The sequence below is a fragment of the Ruegeria sp. BB10 genome, assembly GCF_056535725.1.
Window position 1 is genome coordinate 119051 of sequence record NZ_JBQFIW010000003.1, and the last position, 17411, is coordinate 136461.

The 17411-nt window shown below is 59.8% G+C and carries 16 protein-coding genes; 11 read left to right on the plus strand and 5 right to left on the minus strand.

Translation table 11 applies throughout. From position 1 onward, the window contains the following. Complete coding sequence (locus ACR3EP_RS20765; protein WP_480639283.1) at positions 1-834, minus strand: MotA/TolQ/ExbB proton channel family protein; 834 nt, start codon at positions 832-834, stop codon at positions 1-3. A gap of 58 nt (positions 835-892) precedes the next feature. Further along, positions 893-2947, minus strand: a complete 2055-nt coding sequence (locus ACR3EP_RS20770) for a TonB-dependent receptor (protein ID WP_480639284.1) — start codon at positions 2945-2947, stop codon at positions 893-895. Between the two features lie 316 nt (positions 2948-3263). On the opposite strand from ACR3EP_RS20770, the gene ACR3EP_RS20775 reads away from it, so the two are divergent. From ACR3EP_RS20775 to ACR3EP_RS20820, 10 genes are all read left to right on the plus strand, one after another. Beyond that, a complete protein-coding gene (locus ACR3EP_RS20775) occupies positions 3264-4310 on the plus strand; it encodes a hemin-degrading factor (RefSeq protein WP_480639285.1) in 1047 nt (348 codons plus the stop codon). Further along, a complete protein-coding gene (locus tag ACR3EP_RS20780) occupies positions 4307-5158 on the plus strand; it encodes a heme/hemin ABC transporter substrate-binding protein (protein WP_480639286.1) in 852 nt (283 codons plus the stop codon). The genes ACR3EP_RS20775 and ACR3EP_RS20780 overlap by 4 nt, the downstream gene beginning before the upstream one ends. After that, complete coding sequence (locus ACR3EP_RS20785) at positions 5151-6215, plus strand: FecCD family ABC transporter permease (RefSeq protein WP_170361771.1); 1065 nt, start codon at positions 5151-5153, stop codon at positions 6213-6215. Before ACR3EP_RS20780 ends, ACR3EP_RS20785 begins: the two co-directional genes overlap by 8 nt. 3 nt (positions 6216-6218) lie before the next feature. Then, a complete protein-coding gene (locus ACR3EP_RS20790; RefSeq protein ID WP_480639287.1) occupies positions 6219-6989 on the plus strand; it encodes a heme ABC transporter ATP-binding protein in 771 nt (256 codons plus the stop codon). A gap of 106 nt (positions 6990-7095) precedes the next feature. Next, the gene (bioB, locus tag ACR3EP_RS20795; RefSeq protein ID WP_170349946.1) at positions 7096-8076 is read left to right on the plus strand and encodes a biotin synthase BioB; all 981 of its coding nucleotides are present in this window, start codon (positions 7096-7098) and stop codon (positions 8074-8076) included. Next, on the plus strand, positions 8073-9206 hold the full coding sequence (locus ACR3EP_RS20800; RefSeq protein WP_480639288.1) for an 8-amino-7-oxononanoate synthase: 1134 nt from the start codon (positions 8073-8075) through the stop codon (positions 9204-9206). The genes bioB and ACR3EP_RS20800 overlap by 4 nt, the downstream gene beginning before the upstream one ends. Next, positions 9203-9823, plus strand: coding sequence for a dethiobiotin synthase (gene bioD, locus ACR3EP_RS20805; protein WP_480639289.1), 621 nt, complete (start codon positions 9203-9205; stop codon positions 9821-9823). Before ACR3EP_RS20800 ends, bioD begins: the two co-directional genes overlap by 4 nt. After that, complete coding sequence (gene bioA, locus ACR3EP_RS20810) at positions 9820-11106, plus strand: adenosylmethionine--8-amino-7-oxononanoate transaminase (protein WP_480639290.1); 1287 nt, start codon at positions 9820-9822, stop codon at positions 11104-11106. Before bioD ends, bioA begins: the two co-directional genes overlap by 4 nt. Continuing rightward, positions 11103-11723: a pimeloyl-ACP methyl esterase BioG family protein gene (locus ACR3EP_RS20815; protein WP_170394901.1), complete on the plus strand. Its 621-nt coding sequence runs from the start codon at positions 11103-11105 to the stop codon at positions 11721-11723. Before bioA ends, ACR3EP_RS20815 begins: the two co-directional genes overlap by 4 nt. Continuing rightward, positions 11720-12478: a methyltransferase domain-containing protein gene (locus tag ACR3EP_RS20820; RefSeq protein WP_170394904.1), complete on the plus strand. Its 759-nt coding sequence runs from the start codon at positions 11720-11722 to the stop codon at positions 12476-12478. The genes ACR3EP_RS20815 and ACR3EP_RS20820 overlap by 4 nt, the downstream gene beginning before the upstream one ends. Before the next feature lie 6 nt (positions 12479-12484). Here the strand turns inward: ACR3EP_RS20820 and ACR3EP_RS20825 are convergent, their stop codons facing one another. Next, on the minus strand, positions 12485-13093 hold the full coding sequence (locus ACR3EP_RS20825; protein WP_480639291.1) for a GntR family transcriptional regulator: 609 nt from the start codon (positions 13091-13093) through the stop codon (positions 12485-12487). A 273-nt stretch (positions 13094-13366) separates the two neighbouring features. Between ACR3EP_RS20825 and ACR3EP_RS20830 the strand changes: the two genes are divergently transcribed. After that, positions 13367-14608, plus strand: a complete 1242-nt coding sequence (locus tag ACR3EP_RS20830; protein WP_480639292.1) for an acyl-CoA dehydrogenase family protein — start codon at positions 13367-13369, stop codon at positions 14606-14608. Between the two features lie 4 nt (positions 14609-14612). On the opposite strand, the gene ACR3EP_RS20835 is transcribed toward ACR3EP_RS20830, so the two are convergent. Together ACR3EP_RS20835 and ACR3EP_RS20840 are read right to left on the minus strand one after the other, a co-directional pair. Further along, a complete protein-coding gene (locus tag ACR3EP_RS20835) occupies positions 14613-15392 on the minus strand; it encodes a carnitinyl-CoA dehydratase (RefSeq protein ID WP_170394910.1) in 780 nt (259 codons plus the stop codon). Positions 15393-15395: 3 nt separating this feature from the next. Beyond that, positions 15396-17411, minus strand: coding sequence for an acetate--CoA ligase family protein (locus ACR3EP_RS20840; protein WP_480639293.1), 2016 nt, complete (start codon positions 17409-17411; stop codon positions 15396-15398).

The following is a 17411-nucleotide window of genomic DNA, read 5'->3' on the forward strand; positions in this document are numbered from 1 at the left end:
TCACTCGGCAGCCAGCTTCAGATTGCCCGGCTTGCCTGATACGAAAATACGGGTTGCGCCGTCTTCCAAATCGCGGCGGATGCGGTCGATTACGGCCTCGAACCACGTCAGCGCGGCAGAGGCTGGGATGGCCACGGCCATACCTGCCGCGGTGGTCAGAAGCGCCTCCCAGATGCCGCCAGCCAATAGGGAGGGATCGGCGCGGTTGCCTGACTGTTGCAGCGCCTGAAACGCTGCAATCATGCCCAGAACTGTGCCTAACAGACCCAACAGAGGTGCGATCGTTGCGATTAGCTCCAGCGCTCGAAGGCCGGTACCGGCATCGGCAATCTCGCGTTTGGCCACGCGCGAAACCTCTTCGCGGGCGCGGTCTTCGGGTAGGGTGCGAATGGACCGGATGGCATGGCTCATCACCTTGGATCGAATTCCCCGGCGGCCATGGAGCGTCGTAACAGCGGCATCGGACTCCCCAGTTTCGAACAAATCCACGGCCTGACCGGCCTTGCCCCGTGACCATGCCCCGATCAGGGCCAGCCGCCAAATCTTCCACAGGATCAGGGCAACGGTGAGCACAGACAGCGCCGCGATGGCCCAGATCGATGGTCCGCCTTTGCGCAGAAACTCGGCCGCCTGGACCGAGGCATCCTGCGTGGTTTCCACACCTGTGCTGTGTTCAGGCGCGGGTTCGTTGGGTTCAGCCGAAACTGGTTGCGCTGGTCCAATCTGGTCGCCTGATACCAGAACCTCTGGCACTGGGGGTGTCAGGGTGTCTTGCGCGGCGAGGGCAACCGGTACCATCGCAAGGGCCATAAACAGGATCAATCGGGATATCATAAGGTTCTCCTGTGTGCAGGACCAACCGGGTTACCCCGTGGCCCCGCTATTCTCCGGGTCAGAAGGTTGCAGTGACGAATAGGTTGATATTGCGTCCTGCAGCCGGGATCTGGTCATTGGCCCGGTAGGACCTGTCGAGGATGTTGTTAAGCTCGAGCGTCAGCAATGCGTTCTCGGTCAAATCCACGCTGCCGCGGAAGTTCAGCGTGGTCCAGCCCGAGGTCGGGTTGGTGCCGGTGGCTGTCCCGCTGTCGACGATATTGCCGTTTTCGTCGCGCAACTCGGCCGCGCTTTCGCCCCGCAGGAACATATCCCAGGTACCCGTCAAGCTGGCAGTCTGCCAGTCTGAGCGCACACCAAGCGTCCCCGTCCATTCCGGGGTGCCACTGTCTTTGGTGCTGAACCCGTTGGAATAGGTGAACTCTCGGGTCACATTCGACACGATGACATAGGGGCGTACACCGCCCCAGCCGGGATCAACCTCGGCCGCGATTTCAATGCCCCAGCTGTCTGCGCTTTCGACATTGTCATAAATCAGCTCGGCCGGATTGACCGGATCGGCCACGGTGGTGATGTAGTCCTTGGCTTCGGTATAGAAAATGGCCGTATCCAGCACGAAGTTCCCCCGATCCACACGCGCACCGACTTCATAGTTGGTCGCGGTTTCGGGTTTCAGGTTCGGATTGCCATTGATGACCTGGCCGCCAGCCGACGTGGACAGGTACAGCTCGGACAGGGACGGGAATGTATAACCTTGCGAGATGTTGGCCCGCAGGATGGCGTCATCTGACAGATTGTAGACGGCACCAATCGAGCCCAGCCAGCGGTCATCGCTGTTGCTGGCATCCGGCAGCGGAAACCCGTTGACCGTTCGTTCGTTCAGATCGCTTTCGACGCTATAGTAGCGCGCGCCGACCGTGGCGACGAAATCGCCAAAGGTTGCTTCGTGCTGTCCAAAAATACTGGCCGTTCGGATTTCCGCATCCGTGAAAGAGGGCACGCTGATTTGGCTGGGCGGTCCAAAGGGCGGAATGATCGTGATATCAGAGGTCTTGGTGGTCTCTAGCCGGTCATCGTCATATTCAAGCCCGATACCCGATCGGTGACCGGGTGCAAATTCAAAATTCGCTGTTGCCACGAATCCGCTGGTTGTCTGTTCATCGTCCGATCCCGCGTTGACAATGGTGGTGACCGGCCCGCCGCTGCTGGTGAATTCGCTGTCGAACACGCGGTCGACCTTTTGCGTATAAGCGCTGAACTTCAGCATCGACATCCAGGGCGTCAGGTCTTCGCCTTCGTAGAACGCGCTGTATTTGCGCAGGTCCCGTTTGGGCAGGTTGATCTGGGCAACCGGGCTGCCGGTGAACACCTCGGTCGAGGCGTCGAAATCCTGTGCGCGCAGGCCGACATAGCTGTTGCCAAAGCGGTATCCGACAAAGCCCAGCACGCCGTGTTCTTCACTGCTGGAGGGCACCAGATCACCGTCGGGTGCTTCGCGGTCGTTCAGATCCAGTTTCGAATACGACAGACGATAGTCAAAATCGTTGAACGTACCTGCGATGCTGGCAGCGGCGCGATAGCCGTCATTGGCCCCGATGTAACCTGCGGTGCCGGAAACCTCGACCGGTTTGTCGGCGCCGCGTTTGGTGATGATGTTCACGACACCCCCAATGGCCCGATTGCCTGAGACAACCGATGAAGGGCCACGCACGATCTCGATCCGTTCGATATCGGTGGGTGACACCAGCAGAGGTGTTCCATAACGGTTGTGATCCGACAGGCGCTGACCGTCCAGCAGGATTGCGACGCGCTGCGAATCTTCGCCACGGATACGGATACGATCCAGATCATTCTCGGATACCTGAACGCCCGGCACATCCGACAACAGATTGGCGACTGAGGCCGGGGGGATTTCGCGGATTTCACCGGCATCCACAACGGTGACGGAGGACGGGCTGTCGAAAACCTCGGTTGGAAGCCCGGTGCCGGTGACGATGATGTCATCGAGTTGGATGATGTCGTCTTCTTGTTCTTGCGCCCATAGCGGCGTTGCCGCCAAAACGGCGCTGGTCAGGGCCACGCTTGCGGTAGGCCGCTTTAATGCCGATTTCATTGAAACCCCCAGTATGTGTATCGTGCAGTCAGAGATGCACCCGCCTGAAGCAGGCGAAATTCAGATGCTACCTCGCGATGTGCTGGGTGTTTCTACGGGCCTGCGCGCTAGATGCCGCGCGCTGTGGTCCATGTGGGCGGCTCCTTAGCGGATTAGATTTTTTAATACCATACTATTTTTGTCAGAAAAATGCTGCGTGCCCTTGATGCCACAGGCCGGACCGCTTAGGACAAGGGCAAAGAAAGCTAAAAACAGCGCGCAGCCCGGTCGTCTCGGTCCCAGCCAAATGCGTTTCGATACCATTGTGGAGACGACCATGACCCATCCAAGCCCTTCTGAAATCCGTGCTGCGCGGTTGGAAAACCCCAAGCGGCGCGAGCGTGATCTGGCGGATCAACTCGGCATCACCGAGGCACAGCTGGTGGCCGCGCATGTCGGACACGGAGCCACCCGCATAAGCCCCGACATGGATCGGCTGATGCCCTTGGTGAACCGATTGGGCGAGGTCATGGCACTGACTCGCAACGAAAGCTGCGTGATCGAGAAGGTGGGGATTTACGATGATTACCGTGGCGGCCCCCACGCGGCGCTGATCGCCAATCATGAGATTGATCTGCGCATGTTCCCGCGTCACTGGGTTTACGGCTTTGCCGTGGCCAAAACTCTTGAGGGTGGCTCGGAACGCCTGTCCCTTCAGATTTTCGACGCCGCAGGTGATGCGGTTCACAAGGTCTTTTTGCGCGATACCTCTGTGATCGAGGAATGGGATGCCGTGATCGAGGCCCTGAAACTGCCGGACCAGTCAGACACTCTGACAGTTGAACCGCGCGCAGCGGTCGAACCTGCCAAGGTCGACCCCGAGAAAACCGACCGTCTGCGTGCTGGATGGGATGAAATCACAGATACCCATCAGTTTCTCCAGATGGTTCGCAAGCTCAAGCTGAACAGGTTGGGGGCCTATCGCATGGCCGGGGCGTCATATGTGCGGCCTCTGGCGATATCGGCTGTCGACACAATTCTGCACAGCGCCGCCAAAACAGGCCTGCCGATCATGGTTTTTGTTGGCAATCAGGGGTGCATCGAAATTCACACCGGACCCATCAAGGAGGTCAAGCAGATGGGCCCATGGCTGAATGTGCTGGATCCTGGCTTTAACCTGCACCTACGAACCGATCACATCGCCGAGGTCTGGCAGGCCAGGAAATCCACCAAACGAGGCGATGCGATCTCGGTCGAGGCGTTTGACGCGCAGGGTGCACTGATATTGCAAATCTTTGGCGTGCTGGCCGAGCCTGCCTCAGCTGCAATCTGGAACGACCTTGTTGCGTCGCTTGAGGGCCGCCCAGAGGAGGTTCCGGCATGACTCGGGTGCGCGCAAAACTGAAACTTGCCGGATTGTTGCTGTTGGTATCTGCATTTGGTCTGCATGCCGACCCGGCGCAACGCATTGTCTCGGCCGGGGGATCGATCACCGAGATCATTTATGCGCTGGGACAAGAACACCGGTTGGTGGCACGCGACAGCACGTCGAACCATCCGCCGCAGGTCGCCGCATTGCCAAACATAGGCTACGTGCGCCGCTTGTCCGCCGAGGGGTTGCTGTCGGTCAGCCCCGATCTGATCTTGGCAGAAGAGGGCGCAGGCCCGCCGGAAACGCTGGAGGTTCTGGCCGAAACTCATATCCCTTTTGTCTGTATACCGATGGGCCATGATCGCGCGGCGGTTGTCGCCAAGATCAAGGCCGTTGCCAAGGCGCTGGATGTTCCTGACGAGGGCGAAGCACTGGCGCAACGCGTTGGCGGCGCAATCGATGCCGCCACTGCGCACAGTGAATTGGCCGATCAGCGTGTTCTGTTTGTACTGGCAATGCAGGGTGGGCGCGTGCTGGCCGCAGGGCAGGATACAGCAGCGCAGGGTATTATCGAACTGGCCGGGGCCACAAATGCTGTTGAGGGGTTTCAGGGCTATAAACCATTGGGGGATGAGGCGATCATTACAGCAGCCCCCGATGTCATCTTGCTGATGGAGAGCGGTCGACAGATTTCCCTGACAGATGAAGAGGTTTTCAAACACCCTGCGATTGCGGCCACACCGGCAGGTCAGAACGCTAAATTGTTGCGGATGGATGGCATGTTGTTGTTGGGTTTTTCGGTGCGCACCGGGCAGGCCATCTCTGATCTTGCAGCTGGATTGCGCGGCGCCAATGGCTGACCAAACCGCTGACGGGATGACAATCGACGGCGACCGGAGCGTAACCGCGCGTCGGCTCAGCTGGGTTTTGATCCTTGTATTGAGTGTGGTGGTGCTGACCGGGCTTGCAACGGGGTCGGCGGGCACGTCGTTGTGGCAGGCATTGATCGATATGGCACAGGGCCAAGACCTGTCCTTACGGGACCGGGTGGTTTTGCTGGATATCCGCGCGCCCCGTGTGATCATGGGTTGTCTTGTTGGGGCGGCGCTGGCTGTGTCTGGGGCAGTGCTGCAGGGCTTATTCCGCAACCCGCTGGCCGATCCGGGCATAGTTGGCGTCAGCGCCGGGGCCAGTTTGGGGGCGGTCGGTGCGATTGTTCTGGGCGGGACTTTGACCGTTGCCGCCGGGCTGGCAACATGGCTTGTCCCGATTGCAGCGTTTCTTGGCGCCTGGATCACCACAATGCTGCTCTACCAGGTCGCGACGCGGCATGGCCGAACCTCTGTTGCAACGATGCTGCTGGCCGGGATTGCGCTGACCGCGCTGGCGATGGCATTGACAGGCATCCTTGTCTATGCGGCGGATGACGCGCAGTTGAGGGATTTCACCTTTTGGTCCATGGGCTCTCTGGCGGGCAGCAGTTGGGGCAAGATCATGGTTGCGGCCCCGTTGATCCTGATCCCCCTAATGCTGTCGCCATTTCTGGCGCTGGGTCTGAACGGTCTGGCCCTGGGCGAAGCCGCAGCCGGGCATATCGGCATCCGCGTGCAACATCTGAAAACCTGCGCCATTCTAGTCGTCGCCGCATCGACCGGGGCAGCTGTGGCCGTCAGTGGTGGGATAGGGTTTGTGGGTATCGTGGTGCCACATCTGCTGCGACTGGCCTCGGGGCCCGATCACAAATACCTGCTGGTCAATTCGGCCCTTCTGGGTGCGGCGCTTCTGGTGCTGGCCGACCTGATCAGCCGAATGATCATCGCGCCGTCTGAGTTGCCCATTGGGATTGTCACCGCAGTCATCGGCGCGCCGTTCTTTCTGTGGATTTTGTTGAGGCAACGCGGAATTGTGGACCTTTAGACCATGTTGATTGTCACAGACCTGAGCGTTCAGCTGGGACGCCGCACGATCCTAAGCAATCTATTTTTCTCAGCCCAGCCCGGACAGGTGACTGCTGTTGTCGGCCCGTCGGGGGCGGGTAAATCCACCTTGTTGGCCGCGCTGACCGGCGATCTGGACCATGACGGGGCCGTTACTTTGAACGGTCGGGATATCGCGCGAACCAGCGCTGCTGAGCTATCCGACATTCGTGCCGTCTTGCCACAAGCGACTCCGATGAGCTTTCCTTTCACCGTGTTAGAGGTGCTCCGCATGGGGCGTATGCGCAGGGCTATGGACGACCGGATTGCCTTGCATGCGCTGACTCGTGTCGGTTTGGGTGGATTTGAAGGGCGGTTCTATCAGGAACTGTCAGGGGGTGAGCAGCAGCGTGTTCAACTGGCCCGCGTTCTGGTGCAGGTGTGGCAACCGACCGGGCCGACAGAGTCGCGCTGGTTGTTTCTGGACGAACCCGTTTCCAGCCTGGATATCGGCCACCAATTGCAGGTGATGCAAATTGTTCGGGATTTCGCGGCCAGCGGCGGCGGGGTGGTCATGGTGATGCATGATCTGAACCTGACGGCCATGTGTGCCGACAATGTGATTCTACTGTCGGATGGGCAAATTCTCAGCCAGGGCACGCCGGTGGATACATTGTGCGACGATTTGCTCAGTCAGGCGTATGGCTGCCGTATTGCGGTCAATTGTGCCCCTGAAACAGGAGTCTACCTTTTACCGCAGGTGGCTGGGCTTTGATCACGCTTCGCGGTTCGGCGCTGTTGAATTAGATTTAAGTTGTAGTTTGTTGTATTATCGATATTAGAAAGGCTAGGCATGGAGTTTTGGATAGATTATCGATAAAATGGAAAACACCTCCCCCACTTGGACCCGCGAGGCGGCGCAGGCCGTATATGATCTTCCCCTGATGGATTTGCTGTTCCGCGCGCAGACCGTGCATCGCGAGAATTTCGATCCCAACAAGATTCAGACCTCCAAGCTGTTGTCGATCAAGACAGGTGGCTGTGCAGAAGATTGTGCCTATTGTTCGCAATCGGCGCGCAACGGTTCGAAGCTGTCGGCCTCGAAACTGATTGAGGTTCAGCGCGTGCTGGCCGAGGCCCGCAAGGCCAAAGACGGTGGCGCTACCCGGTTCTGCATGGGCGCGGCCTGGCGTGAACCGAAAGATCGCGACATGGATGCGCTAGTGGCCATGGTCGAAGGCGTTCGCGAGATGGGCATGGAGACTTGCATGACACTGGGCATGCTAGACGACAACCAGGTGTTTCGCCTGCGTGACGCGGGCCTGGACTATTACAACCACAACATCGACACGTCCGAGCGTTATTACCCCGAAGTAATCACCACCCGCACCTTCGCCGACCGGATCGATACAATGACCCGCGTGCAAGAAGCCGGGATCAAAGTGTGTTCCGGCGGTATCCTGGGGATGGGTGAAGAGGTCGGCGACCGTGTCGATATGTTGGTCACACTGGCCAATATGGGACCCGCACCTGAATCGGTGCCGATTAACATGCTGATGCCGCAGGAAGACACACCGCTGGCGGACGCCAAGCCGATCGATCCGATCGAGTTCGTGCGTGTGATCGCCACCGCCCGTATCATGATGCCGAAATCCTATGTTCGCTTGTCTGCCGGACGCAGCGACATGACCGATGAGCATCAGGCCATGTGTTTCCTGGCCGGGGCGAACTCGATCTTTGTGGGGGAAACGCTGCTGACGGCAGAGAACCCGGAAGAAGACACCGACGCGATCCTGTTTGCCAAGCTTGGGCTGCAAGCCGAAACCGTGGCCGGGCAAAGCTGCGCGGAAGCTGCTGAATGAAAGCATTGGGTCGCCTGAACTCGATGCTTGAAACATTAGGCGCCCGGCATCGTCGCCGGGTGCTGACCCCGAGGCGTGGGTTGGACTTTGCCTCGAATGATTATCTGGGTCTGTCCGAATCTGCATGGCTGCAAGGTGCCGCGCAAAAGGCGCTGGATCGCGGTGTGCCGCTGGGATCGGGTGGGTCGCGGTTGCTGCGCGGCAATCACCCGGAACATGAGGCGTTGGAGGCTGAGGCCGCCGCGTTTTTCGACGCCGAGGCCGCCTTGTTCATGGGTGGCGGGTTTCAGGCCAATCAGGCGATTTTTTCGACCCTTCCCGCCGGCGGTGATCTGATCCTGTATGACGATCTGGTTCATGCCAGCGCTCATGAAGGAATGCGTATGGGCCGGGCCGACACGCGGGCCTTTGCTCATAACGATGTGGCCGACGCACGCCGTGTTATTGCCGACTGGCTTTCCGCAGGAGGGTCCGGTCAAATCTGGATTGCCGTGGAAAGCGTTTATTCGATGGAGGGTGATCTCGCGCCCCTGAACGCGCTGTCCGATCTGGCTGTGGAGCAGGAAGCGGTGTTGGTCGTGGACGAAGCCCATGCAACCGGTGTTTTCGGCCCACACGGCAAAGGACTGGCGCATGGGTTGAAGGCCGAAGTGCTGACATTGCATACCTGCGGTAAGGGTCTGGGCGTTTCGGGCGGACTGATCTGTGGCCCACGGCTGATGATCGACGCGCTGATCAACAGGGCACGGCCGTTCATTTTTGCGACCGCGCCATCTCCGTTTAACGCGGCCCTGGTGCGGGCTGTACTGGCGCATTTGCAATCAGACACCGGACTGACCGAGGCGGCGAACGCTCGAATACATCATGCCCATGCCGAAGCGCGCCAGAACGGCGTGTCGCCGGGTGCGCTGAACAGTCAGATCATCCCCGTCATTCTTGGGGACGAAGCGCGCACGATGCAGACGGCCGCAGCCCTGCAGTCGCAAGGCTTTGACGTGCGCGGCATTCGCCCTCCTACGGTTCCGCGCGGCACATCGCGGCTACGGGTTTCGATTACAGGCAATGTTTCACAGGCCAATATTACCGCCTTGTTCGAAACCCTAGCGCATCAACAAAGCGAGGCCGCATGAGCCCTGTCATCGTAGTCGGAACGGATACGGGCATCGGGAAAACTGTCTTTGCAGCGGGCCTGACAGCAGCCCTTGGCGCGCGGTATTGGAAACCTGTGCAGTCGGGGCTGGAAGAGGCCACCGACTCGGAAACCGTCAAGGCCCTGACCGGGGCCGAGGTGCTGCCCGAGGCGTACCGGCTGAACATGCCCGCCTCACCGCATTTGTCGGCCGAAGATATGGGGATTGAGATCGACCCGGCTCACCTGACGTTGCCACAGGTGTCCGGCCCACTGGTGGTCGAAGGCGCGGGCGGGTTGATGGTGCCGCTTAACCGTCAGGTCTTTTTCCTGGATGTGATTGCGCAGTGGCAGGCCCCGATTGTGCTGGTGGCGCGTACCGCACTGGGTACGATCAATCACACGACCCTATCCCTGATGGCGTTGCGCAATGCAGGATGCAATGTGATTGGCGTGGCCTTTGTCGGTGATGCTGAGCCGGACGTGGAACAGACCATCGCCGAAATGACCAATATCCGCCATTTGGGCAGGCTGCCCTTCGTCGAAAACCTTTCACGCGAAACCCTGTCCGACGCATTCTCTGCCATCGACATTGACGCGATCCGAGGTGCCTTATGACACCGCTGGAGTTTGATGCCCGCCATCTGTGGCACCCTTACACAAACGTGCTGGAACCCGGCCCGATGCACCTGATCACCGGGGCAGATGGGGTTTGGCTGACGGCTGAGGATGGCACGCAGATGATCGACGCCATGTCGTCCTGGTGGTGTGCGGTGCATGGGCATCGTCACCCGGCCATCATCGCAGCCATGCAGTCGCAGTTGGATCATATGCCGCATGTGATGTTTGGTGGGCTGACACATGAACCCGCGATTGAACTGGGCCGGAAAATGATCGGGCTTTTGCCCGACGGGCTGGATCGCATTTTCTACAGCGACAGCGGGTCGGTCGCCATCGAAGTAGCCCTGAAAATGGCGGTGCAGTACCAAATGGCGCAGGGTCGCAAGGGGCGAACGCAGTTTGCCACCATCCGCGGCGGCTATCACGGCGACACCTGGAAAGCGATGAGCGTGTGCGACCCGGTCAACGGAATGCACGGGTTGTTTGCGGGCGCCCTGTCCGTTCAGCATTTCCTGCCGCGCCCTCAGATCGCCTTTGGTCAGGACTGGTCCGAGGACGGTGACCTGAACGGGCTGAATGCACTGGAACAGTTGCTGGAGGCGAAAGCCGACCAGATCGCGGGGCTGATCCTTGAACCTGTGGTTCAGGGGGCAGGGGGGATGTATTTCTACCACCCGACCTGGCTGCAGCGCGCCCATGAGATGTGCAAGGCACATGACGTGCTAGTAATCTTCGATGAGATCGCCACTGGCTTTGGCCGCACCGGTGAGCTGTTTGCCCTGCACCATGCCGACATTGCGCCAGATATCCTGTGCGTGGGTAAGGCGCTGACAGGTGGGCATATCACGTTGGCGGCCACGGTCACCACCGAAACCGTCGCACGACGGATTGGGGAAAGCGAGGCCGGCGTCATGATGCACGGGCCCACTTATATGGCTAACCCGCTTGCCTGCGCGGCGGCGGTCGCCAGTTTGGAACAACTCTCGGTCCGCGATTGGCGGTCGGAAGTGGCGGGTATCGCTGCGCAGATGACGCAGGAGCTGGCTCTGGCGCGCGACTTGCCCGGTGTGGCAGATGTGCGCGTCTTGGGTGCCATCGGTGTTATCGAGATGGAAGGCTGGGTCGACCCGTCGGTGGCGCATGGGTTGGCGTTGGAAACCGGCGTCTGGCTGCGACCGTTCGCGCGCAACATCTATTGTATGCCGCCCTATATCATCTCATCAGATGAGCTAAGCCGCGTAACCTCGGCCATGGTATCGCTGGTTCGAGGGATGTCATGAAACAGCGCTGGTTGTCCCGGTTAGGCACGGCCGAGGTGCTTTTGGTCTTCGGGGGCTGGGCCCTTGGCCCGGGTCCTTTCGAAAGCCTTGAGGGCAATACGGATGTCTTGTTCGTCGACGACTATATCCGTCTAGATAACCCGCTGAGCGAGCTGTCAAACTATGACAGGGTCACCCTGATCGCGTTCTCGTTTGGCGTGGCCTCGGCCGCGCATTGGTTGGCACAAACGGGGGTGCGGCCAGATCGGCTGATCGCGGTCAGCGGCACTTTGCATCCCGCCGATGTCGAACGCGGCATCGCGCCGGACATGATCCGGGCCACGGCCGATCAACTTAGCACCGCCAGCTTTGCCAAGTTCTGCCGCCGAGCTGGGCTGGAAGGTCCGGCGCCCGAAATAGATATCGACACGGCAAAAGCAGAGCTGCACGCGGTGATCGAACGTGGCCCGGCACCCGATCCCGGGTTCGACCGGATTTGGATGCCGCTGAGGGACCGGATCATTTCCACATCCGCCCAAAAGGCAGCGTGGGTTGATCAACAAGAAGCAGTCCGAACTGTTCCAACCGCGCATATACCCTTTGCCAACGGTCAGAACTGGCAGGAGTGGATCGCATGAATGCCCAGATGACCAGCCGCGTCCAGCGTAGTTTTAGCCGCAGTTTCCGCTCGTACCACGAGGCTGCCAACCAACAGGCGCGGATAGCTGAGCGATTGGCGCAGGATTTGCAACGTGACGGTGCTCCGACGCATTTTGCGTCCGGATTGGAGTTTGGCTGTGGCACCGGGCATTTGACCCAAAGGCTTTGCGCGCAGTTCGCGTTTGATGGTTTGACCGTCAACGATCTGTCCCCCGAGGCATATGAGACCGCCGCGTCCTTTGGTGCAGGATTTCTGTGTGGTGATGCGGAAACGGTCGCATGGCCTGCGAAACCGGATCTGATTGCCTCGGCGTCAATGATCCAGTGGTTGCCAGATCCCGCCGCGTTCCTGCACCGTGCCGCGCGGGCGCTGGCCCCCGGAGGCTGGCTGGCGGTTTCCGGTTTTGGCCCGCTGCAATATCAGGAACTGGTGCAGGTTGGATCGGCGGCGAAGGCGCCCGGCCTTTGTGGACCGGAGGTTTTGACCGCTGCTGTCGAAGGTATTCTGAACGTCGTCAGTGCCGGAGAATCCAAACAGCAGATGCAGTTTTCCTCTCCTCGCGACGTGCTGGACCATCTGCGCAGAACCGGAGTGAACGGGCGCGCGCAGAAGCCGTGGACAAAGTCGAGCCTGCTTTCCTTCAATAATGACTATGTTCGGCAGTTTGGCGGCAAGGACGGGGTTCCGTTGACCTATCACCCGACCTGGATCATCGCCCGGAAACCCGACTGATCCCGCCTAGGGCAGGCGGGTCAGGTGGCGCTGCATAACCGAATGCGCCTTGGCCGCATCGCGATCCTTGATGGCGGCCAGAATTGCAGCGTGATCCGGATCGGCGCGCGGTCGCCATTTGGCGGTGTACAGGTTGTTGAAATGCCACGTGTACAGCACTTGCAGGTTCCTGATCTCGTCAATCATGCGCGGCATGTTGCAGGCCGCGATGACGGCCATATGGAAACGCTGATTGGCGTCTTCCCAATCTTCAGCAGTTTGGGCGCTGTCGCAGTCTTCGTGTACCTGTTCGATCTGGGCAATCTGCTGGGCCGTCAGGTTTGGAACGGAATGTAGCAAGGCCACCGGTTCAAGCGCGCGTCGCATCACGCGCAGCTCTTGATTGGCGTTCTGGTCCATTGGCGCCACGCACATACCTCGGCGTGGTACAGCGACGGCCAGTCCTTTTGATGCCAGATTCAGCAGCGCCTCGCGTACAGTGACCTGGCTGACTCCGAACTCACGCGCGATCAGGTCCTGCCGCAGCTTTTCGCCGGGTTTCAATGCGCCACGGACAATCCTGGTCAACAGTTTCTGCGCAATGTCATCCGATTTTTTGATCTGCTGCTCAGACACCTGAACTCCGTCGCTTTGGTGCTTTGGTCATATGATCAGACGATTATCGCTCTGCAAGGTGATGGGCAACAGGTGATGGTTGTCGTCGCAACAGCTTGGTCGTTAACTCTGCCACGCTTGACGATACAAAACCCGGCAAGTCCTGTCGCAACTCAAATGACCTTGCGGCAAAAACCGTTGGAAACCAACTGGCAGCTTTCACAAATGCGGTGGGTGCGGATAGGGTACCCGCAGAGGCAACGTAGTGTTGCAACGTTCTGAAAAGGGACCGTCATGGACTTTGCCCCATCGCCACGCGCTGCGGAAATCCGCGAGCAGCTGAAACGCTTTATGCAGGCGCATATCTACCCGCGCATCCGTGCCCATAAGGAAGAGATTGACGCAGGCAAATTCCCGGTCTCATTCATGGAAGACCTCAAGGCGCTGGCCCGGGCCGAAGGGCTGTGGAACCTGTTCCTGCCTTCCTTGCGCGACGATGAACCCGGCACCCGGCTGAGCAATCTGGAATACGCCCCGCTGGCCGAGTTGATGGGGCAGGTCAGCTGGTCCTCTGAGGTGTTCAACTGCAATGCGCCGGACACCGGCAATATGGAGCTGTTGCACATGTTCGCCACGCCCGAGCAGCGCCAAGAATGGCTGGTGCCATTGCTGAACGGCGAAATCCGTTCGGCCTTTGCAATGACGGAACCGGATGTGGCCAGTTCGGACGCGACAAACATCACCACCTCGATCCGGCGCGAGGGGGATGAATATGTCATCAACGGGCGCAAGTGGTTCATCACCAATGCCTGCCATCCGAACACCAGAATGTTCATTGTCATGGGCAAGACCGATCCCAATACCGACAGGCATAAACAGCAAAGCATGGTGATCGTGCCCAAAAACACATCCGGCCTGGAGATTGTCCGCAACCCCACGATCCTGAACATGCATGACCCAGAAGGCCATGCCGAGCTGCTGTTCAAGGATGTACGCGTGCCGGTCGGCAATCTTCTGGGCGAAGAAGGCAGCGGGTTTGCTCTGGCGCAGGCGCGGCTGGGGCCGGGACGTATCCATCACTGTATGCGCTCAATCGGGGCCGCAGAGATGGCGTTGTCGCTGATGGTTGAACGCGCGCAAGAACGGAAAACCTTTGGCAAGCAACTGTCAGACCAAGGCGTGATCCGGGAATGGATCGCGAAATCGCGGCTTGAGATCGAACAGGCACGTTTGCTGACCCTGCAGGCTGCGTGGAAGATTGACCAGGTGGGCGCCAAGGCGGCGCGGCGTGAGATTTCCCTAATCAAGGTGGTGGCACCCAACGTGCATGCCGCCGTGACCGACCGCGCAATGCAGGTCTTTGGTGCCATGGGGATGACGCCGGATACGCCGCTGGCCGACAGCTATACATGGGCGCGGGCATTGCGATATGCGGACGGCCCGGACGAGGTGCACCTGCAAGCCATCGCGAAGCAGGAGATCAAAGAGTCAAACTTCGGGATGTCAGCGCAATGGCTGACTCCGCCGCCGCGCTGAACGCTTACTTTCCTTTCCAAACCGGGTCGCGTTTTTCCGCAAAGGCGCGCGCGCCTTCCAACTGATCTTCGCTGGCATACAGCACATCTACCGTGCGCAACTGGCGCTTGGTGATGCGGTTCATGGCATCCTGGAACTTGCTGTCCTCGGCGTCGCGCACGACCTCTTTGATCGCGGCGTAAACCAGAGGAGGGCCCGAGGCCAGCAGCCGGGCCAGCTCCCACGCGCGATCCATCAACTGATTGGCGGGGATGATTTCGTTCACCAACCCCCAGCGGTTGGCTTCTTCGGCGTCGAACCAGCGCCCGGTCAGCAGCAGCTCCATCGCGATATGGTAGGGGATACGCTTGGGCAGTTTGACGCTGGCCGCATCCGCAACAGTGCCCGAGCGGATTTCGGGCAGGGCGAATGTGGCATGCTCGGCCGCCAGGATCATGTCGGCTGACAGAGCCAGTTCCAAACCGCCGCCACAGGCGATCCCGTTTACCGCTGCGATCACCGGCTTGTTCAGATCGCGCAGTTCCTGAAGGCCGCCGAACCCGCCAACGCCGTAATCGCCGTCAACTGCATCGCCATCGGCAGCGGCTTTCAGATCCCAGCCGGGGCAGAAGAACTTTTCGCCCGCGCCTGTCAGAATGGCGACGCGCAGTTCGGGGTCATCGCGAAATTCGGCAAAGACCTCACCCATTCTGCGGCTGGTGATCAGGTCGATAGCATTGGCCTTGGGCCGGTCCAGCGTCACCTCAAGGATCGCTCCGTCGCGTCGGGTTTTGATCGGGTCCATGTCTCAGGCCTTTCTAATCAGGGCATCCACTGCAACCGCCGTGTCGGGCGTGCAGAGAAGCGGGTTAATTTCGACCTCGCCAAGCGTGTCGGCATTTTGCATGACATAGGCCTGAACGGCCTGAATTGCGGTGATGATCGCATCCATATCAGCGGCAGGTTGGCCGCGATAGCCCGCAAGTAACGGGGCTATTTTCAACTTGGCCAATGCGGCGCGCATATCGTCGGATGTGCTGGGTACCAACAGCGACGCGGTATCGCGTAGCACTTCGGTCAGCACACCGCCTGCGCCCAGCGTCAGGACGAACCCATGCGCCGGATCGCGGACGACACCGATTAAAAGCTCGACTACGGTACCGGTGATCATCTCTTCGATCAGCACCTCATCCGTCCCGATATCGGCGGCCACATCGGCCACGTCGTCAACCTGGACGCCAAGGCATACTGCGCCGTGTTCGGATTTATGGGCCAACCCGATGCCTTTGATAGCAAAGGGCGCGGTCATATCCGACGCCGCAGCGCGTGCTTCGTCAGCGCCCCGAACTGTGCGGTTCTGAGGGACGCGCAAGCCACACACTTCCAACGCTGATTTCGCCTCGGCCTCGGTCAATGTACGCGTTGCCTCGATCGTGCCGGGCAGGCAAACTACGGCCTCGGCGGGTGCTTTGATCTGACCCGCTGCACGGGTGGCGCTAAGCGCTTCTTGCAGACCCATAAGAGGGGCTACGCCACCGGCCATAAGGTCTTGCGCGATGTCCTGGGGCAGAAGTTCAGGCAGAGTTGCCGCGATAGCGAAACGAGCTCCGGTCTCGGCCCGCACTTTCAACGCCGCTCGCGATGCGCAGGCCCAATCTGTCGGATCAGTGGTCGGGTAATCGACGATCGAGAAGGTCAGGTCGATATCGTCGCCTGTCATTCCCGACCACGCCCGCGTCATCGCACCCTCATCGCGCCAGATATAAGTGTGGTAGTCCAGCGGGTTATTCAAAGCGACCATCGGACCAAGCGCATCACGCAGTTGGGTTTTCTTGTCGTCAGTCAACTGAGGGAAACTCAGACCAGTGCCAATGGCCATATCGGCGATCAAGCTGGCCTCGCCCCCCGAGCAGCTGATCGAGGCGATGTTGCCACCCGGCAATGGCCCGTAGCAGTGCAACAGTTTCAGCGTTTCCAGGAAATCAGGCAAGGCAGACAGGCGCGGTATGCCCAACCGCTCCAGCAGCGCCTGCGCCCCGGCGTCGCTGCCTGCCAGAGACGCGGTGTGCGACACGGTTGCCGCCTGCGCTTGTTCCGACGCGCCGACCTTGAGCGCTATCAGGGGGATGTCCTTTGCATGCGCCTTAGCGGCTAGCGCCTCCCACTGTCGGATATCCTTGAACCCTTCGATATGTAGGCCAACGGCGGTCACGCGCGGGTCGTCGATCAGGGCCGAGGCAATCTCGGCCTGACTGGTTTGCGCCATGTTTCCGCAAGTCACCATATAGGCAATCGGCAGCGCGCGTTTCTGCATCGTCAAGTTGATCGAGATGTTCGAGCTTTGCGTCAAGATCGCAACGCCCTTGTCCACCGGCGTTGCACCATGCTGATCCGGCCATAGCAGCGCCCCGTCGAGCGCGTTGATGAAGCCGTAACAATTCGGTCCCAGAATGGGCATGTCTCCTGCGGCGGCTAGCAGCTGCTCCTGCAGGTCCGCGCCGGTGTCATCTTCGGCCACTGCTTCGGAAAAGCCCGAGGCGAAGCATACCGCCCCACCGGCACCCATGGCAGACAGCGTCTGTACCGCCTCAATCGTGGCGTGTCGGTTGATGCCGATGAAAACGGCGTCCGGGGCCTGTGGCAAGTCTTCCAGACGGGCGAAAACCGTGTGCCCTGCGATGTCACTTGCCTTGGGATGGACCGGCCAGACCTGGCCGGCATAGCCCATGCGTTCCGATTGCAGGATGACCTGCTGACACCACGCCCCACCGCCGATAACTGCAATGGATTTCGGGCGTAGCAGCCGGTTCAGATCTTTGCTCAT

What these genes read in the sequence shown, in the direction of transcription:
- ACR3EP_RS20765 (WP_480639283.1), bottom strand. Translation starts at nt 834, where the DNA reads ATGATATCCCGATTGATCCTGTTTATGGCCCTTGCGATGGTACCGGTT.
- ACR3EP_RS20770 (WP_480639284.1), bottom strand. Translation starts at nt 2,947, where the DNA reads ATGAAATCGGCATTAAAGCGGCCTACCGCAAGCGTGGCCCTGACCAGC.
- ACR3EP_RS20775 (WP_480639285.1), top strand. Translation starts at nt 3,264, where the DNA reads ATGACCCATCCAAGCCCTTCTGAAATCCGTGCTGCGCGGTTGGAAAAC.
- ACR3EP_RS20780 (WP_480639286.1), top strand. Translation starts at nt 4,307, where the DNA reads ATGACTCGGGTGCGCGCAAAACTGAAACTTGCCGGATTGTTGCTGTTG.
- ACR3EP_RS20785 (WP_170361771.1), top strand. Translation starts at nt 5,151, where the DNA reads ATGGCTGACCAAACCGCTGACGGGATGACAATCGACGGCGACCGGAGC.
- ACR3EP_RS20790 (WP_480639287.1), top strand. Translation starts at nt 6,219, where the DNA reads ATGTTGATTGTCACAGACCTGAGCGTTCAGCTGGGACGCCGCACGATC.
- bioB (WP_170349946.1), top strand. Translation starts at nt 7,096, where the DNA reads ATGGAAAACACCTCCCCCACTTGGACCCGCGAGGCGGCGCAGGCCGTA.
- ACR3EP_RS20800 (WP_480639288.1), top strand. Translation starts at nt 8,073, where the DNA reads ATGAAAGCATTGGGTCGCCTGAACTCGATGCTTGAAACATTAGGCGCC.
- bioD (WP_480639289.1), top strand. Translation starts at nt 9,203, where the DNA reads ATGAGCCCTGTCATCGTAGTCGGAACGGATACGGGCATCGGGAAAACT.
- bioA (WP_480639290.1), top strand. Translation starts at nt 9,820, where the DNA reads ATGACACCGCTGGAGTTTGATGCCCGCCATCTGTGGCACCCTTACACA.
- ACR3EP_RS20815 (WP_170394901.1), top strand. Translation starts at nt 11,103, where the DNA reads ATGAAACAGCGCTGGTTGTCCCGGTTAGGCACGGCCGAGGTGCTTTTG.
- ACR3EP_RS20820 (WP_170394904.1), top strand. Translation starts at nt 11,720, where the DNA reads ATGAATGCCCAGATGACCAGCCGCGTCCAGCGTAGTTTTAGCCGCAGT.
- ACR3EP_RS20830 (WP_480639292.1), top strand. Translation starts at nt 13,367, where the DNA reads ATGGACTTTGCCCCATCGCCACGCGCTGCGGAAATCCGCGAGCAGCTG.
- ACR3EP_RS20835 (WP_170394910.1), bottom strand. Translation starts at nt 15,392, where the DNA reads ATGGACCCGATCAAAACCCGACGCGACGGAGCGATCCTTGAGGTGACG.
- ACR3EP_RS20840 (WP_480639293.1), bottom strand. Translation starts at nt 17,411, where the DNA reads ATGAGCAAAGATCTGAACCGGCTGCTACGCCCGAAATCCATTGCAGTT.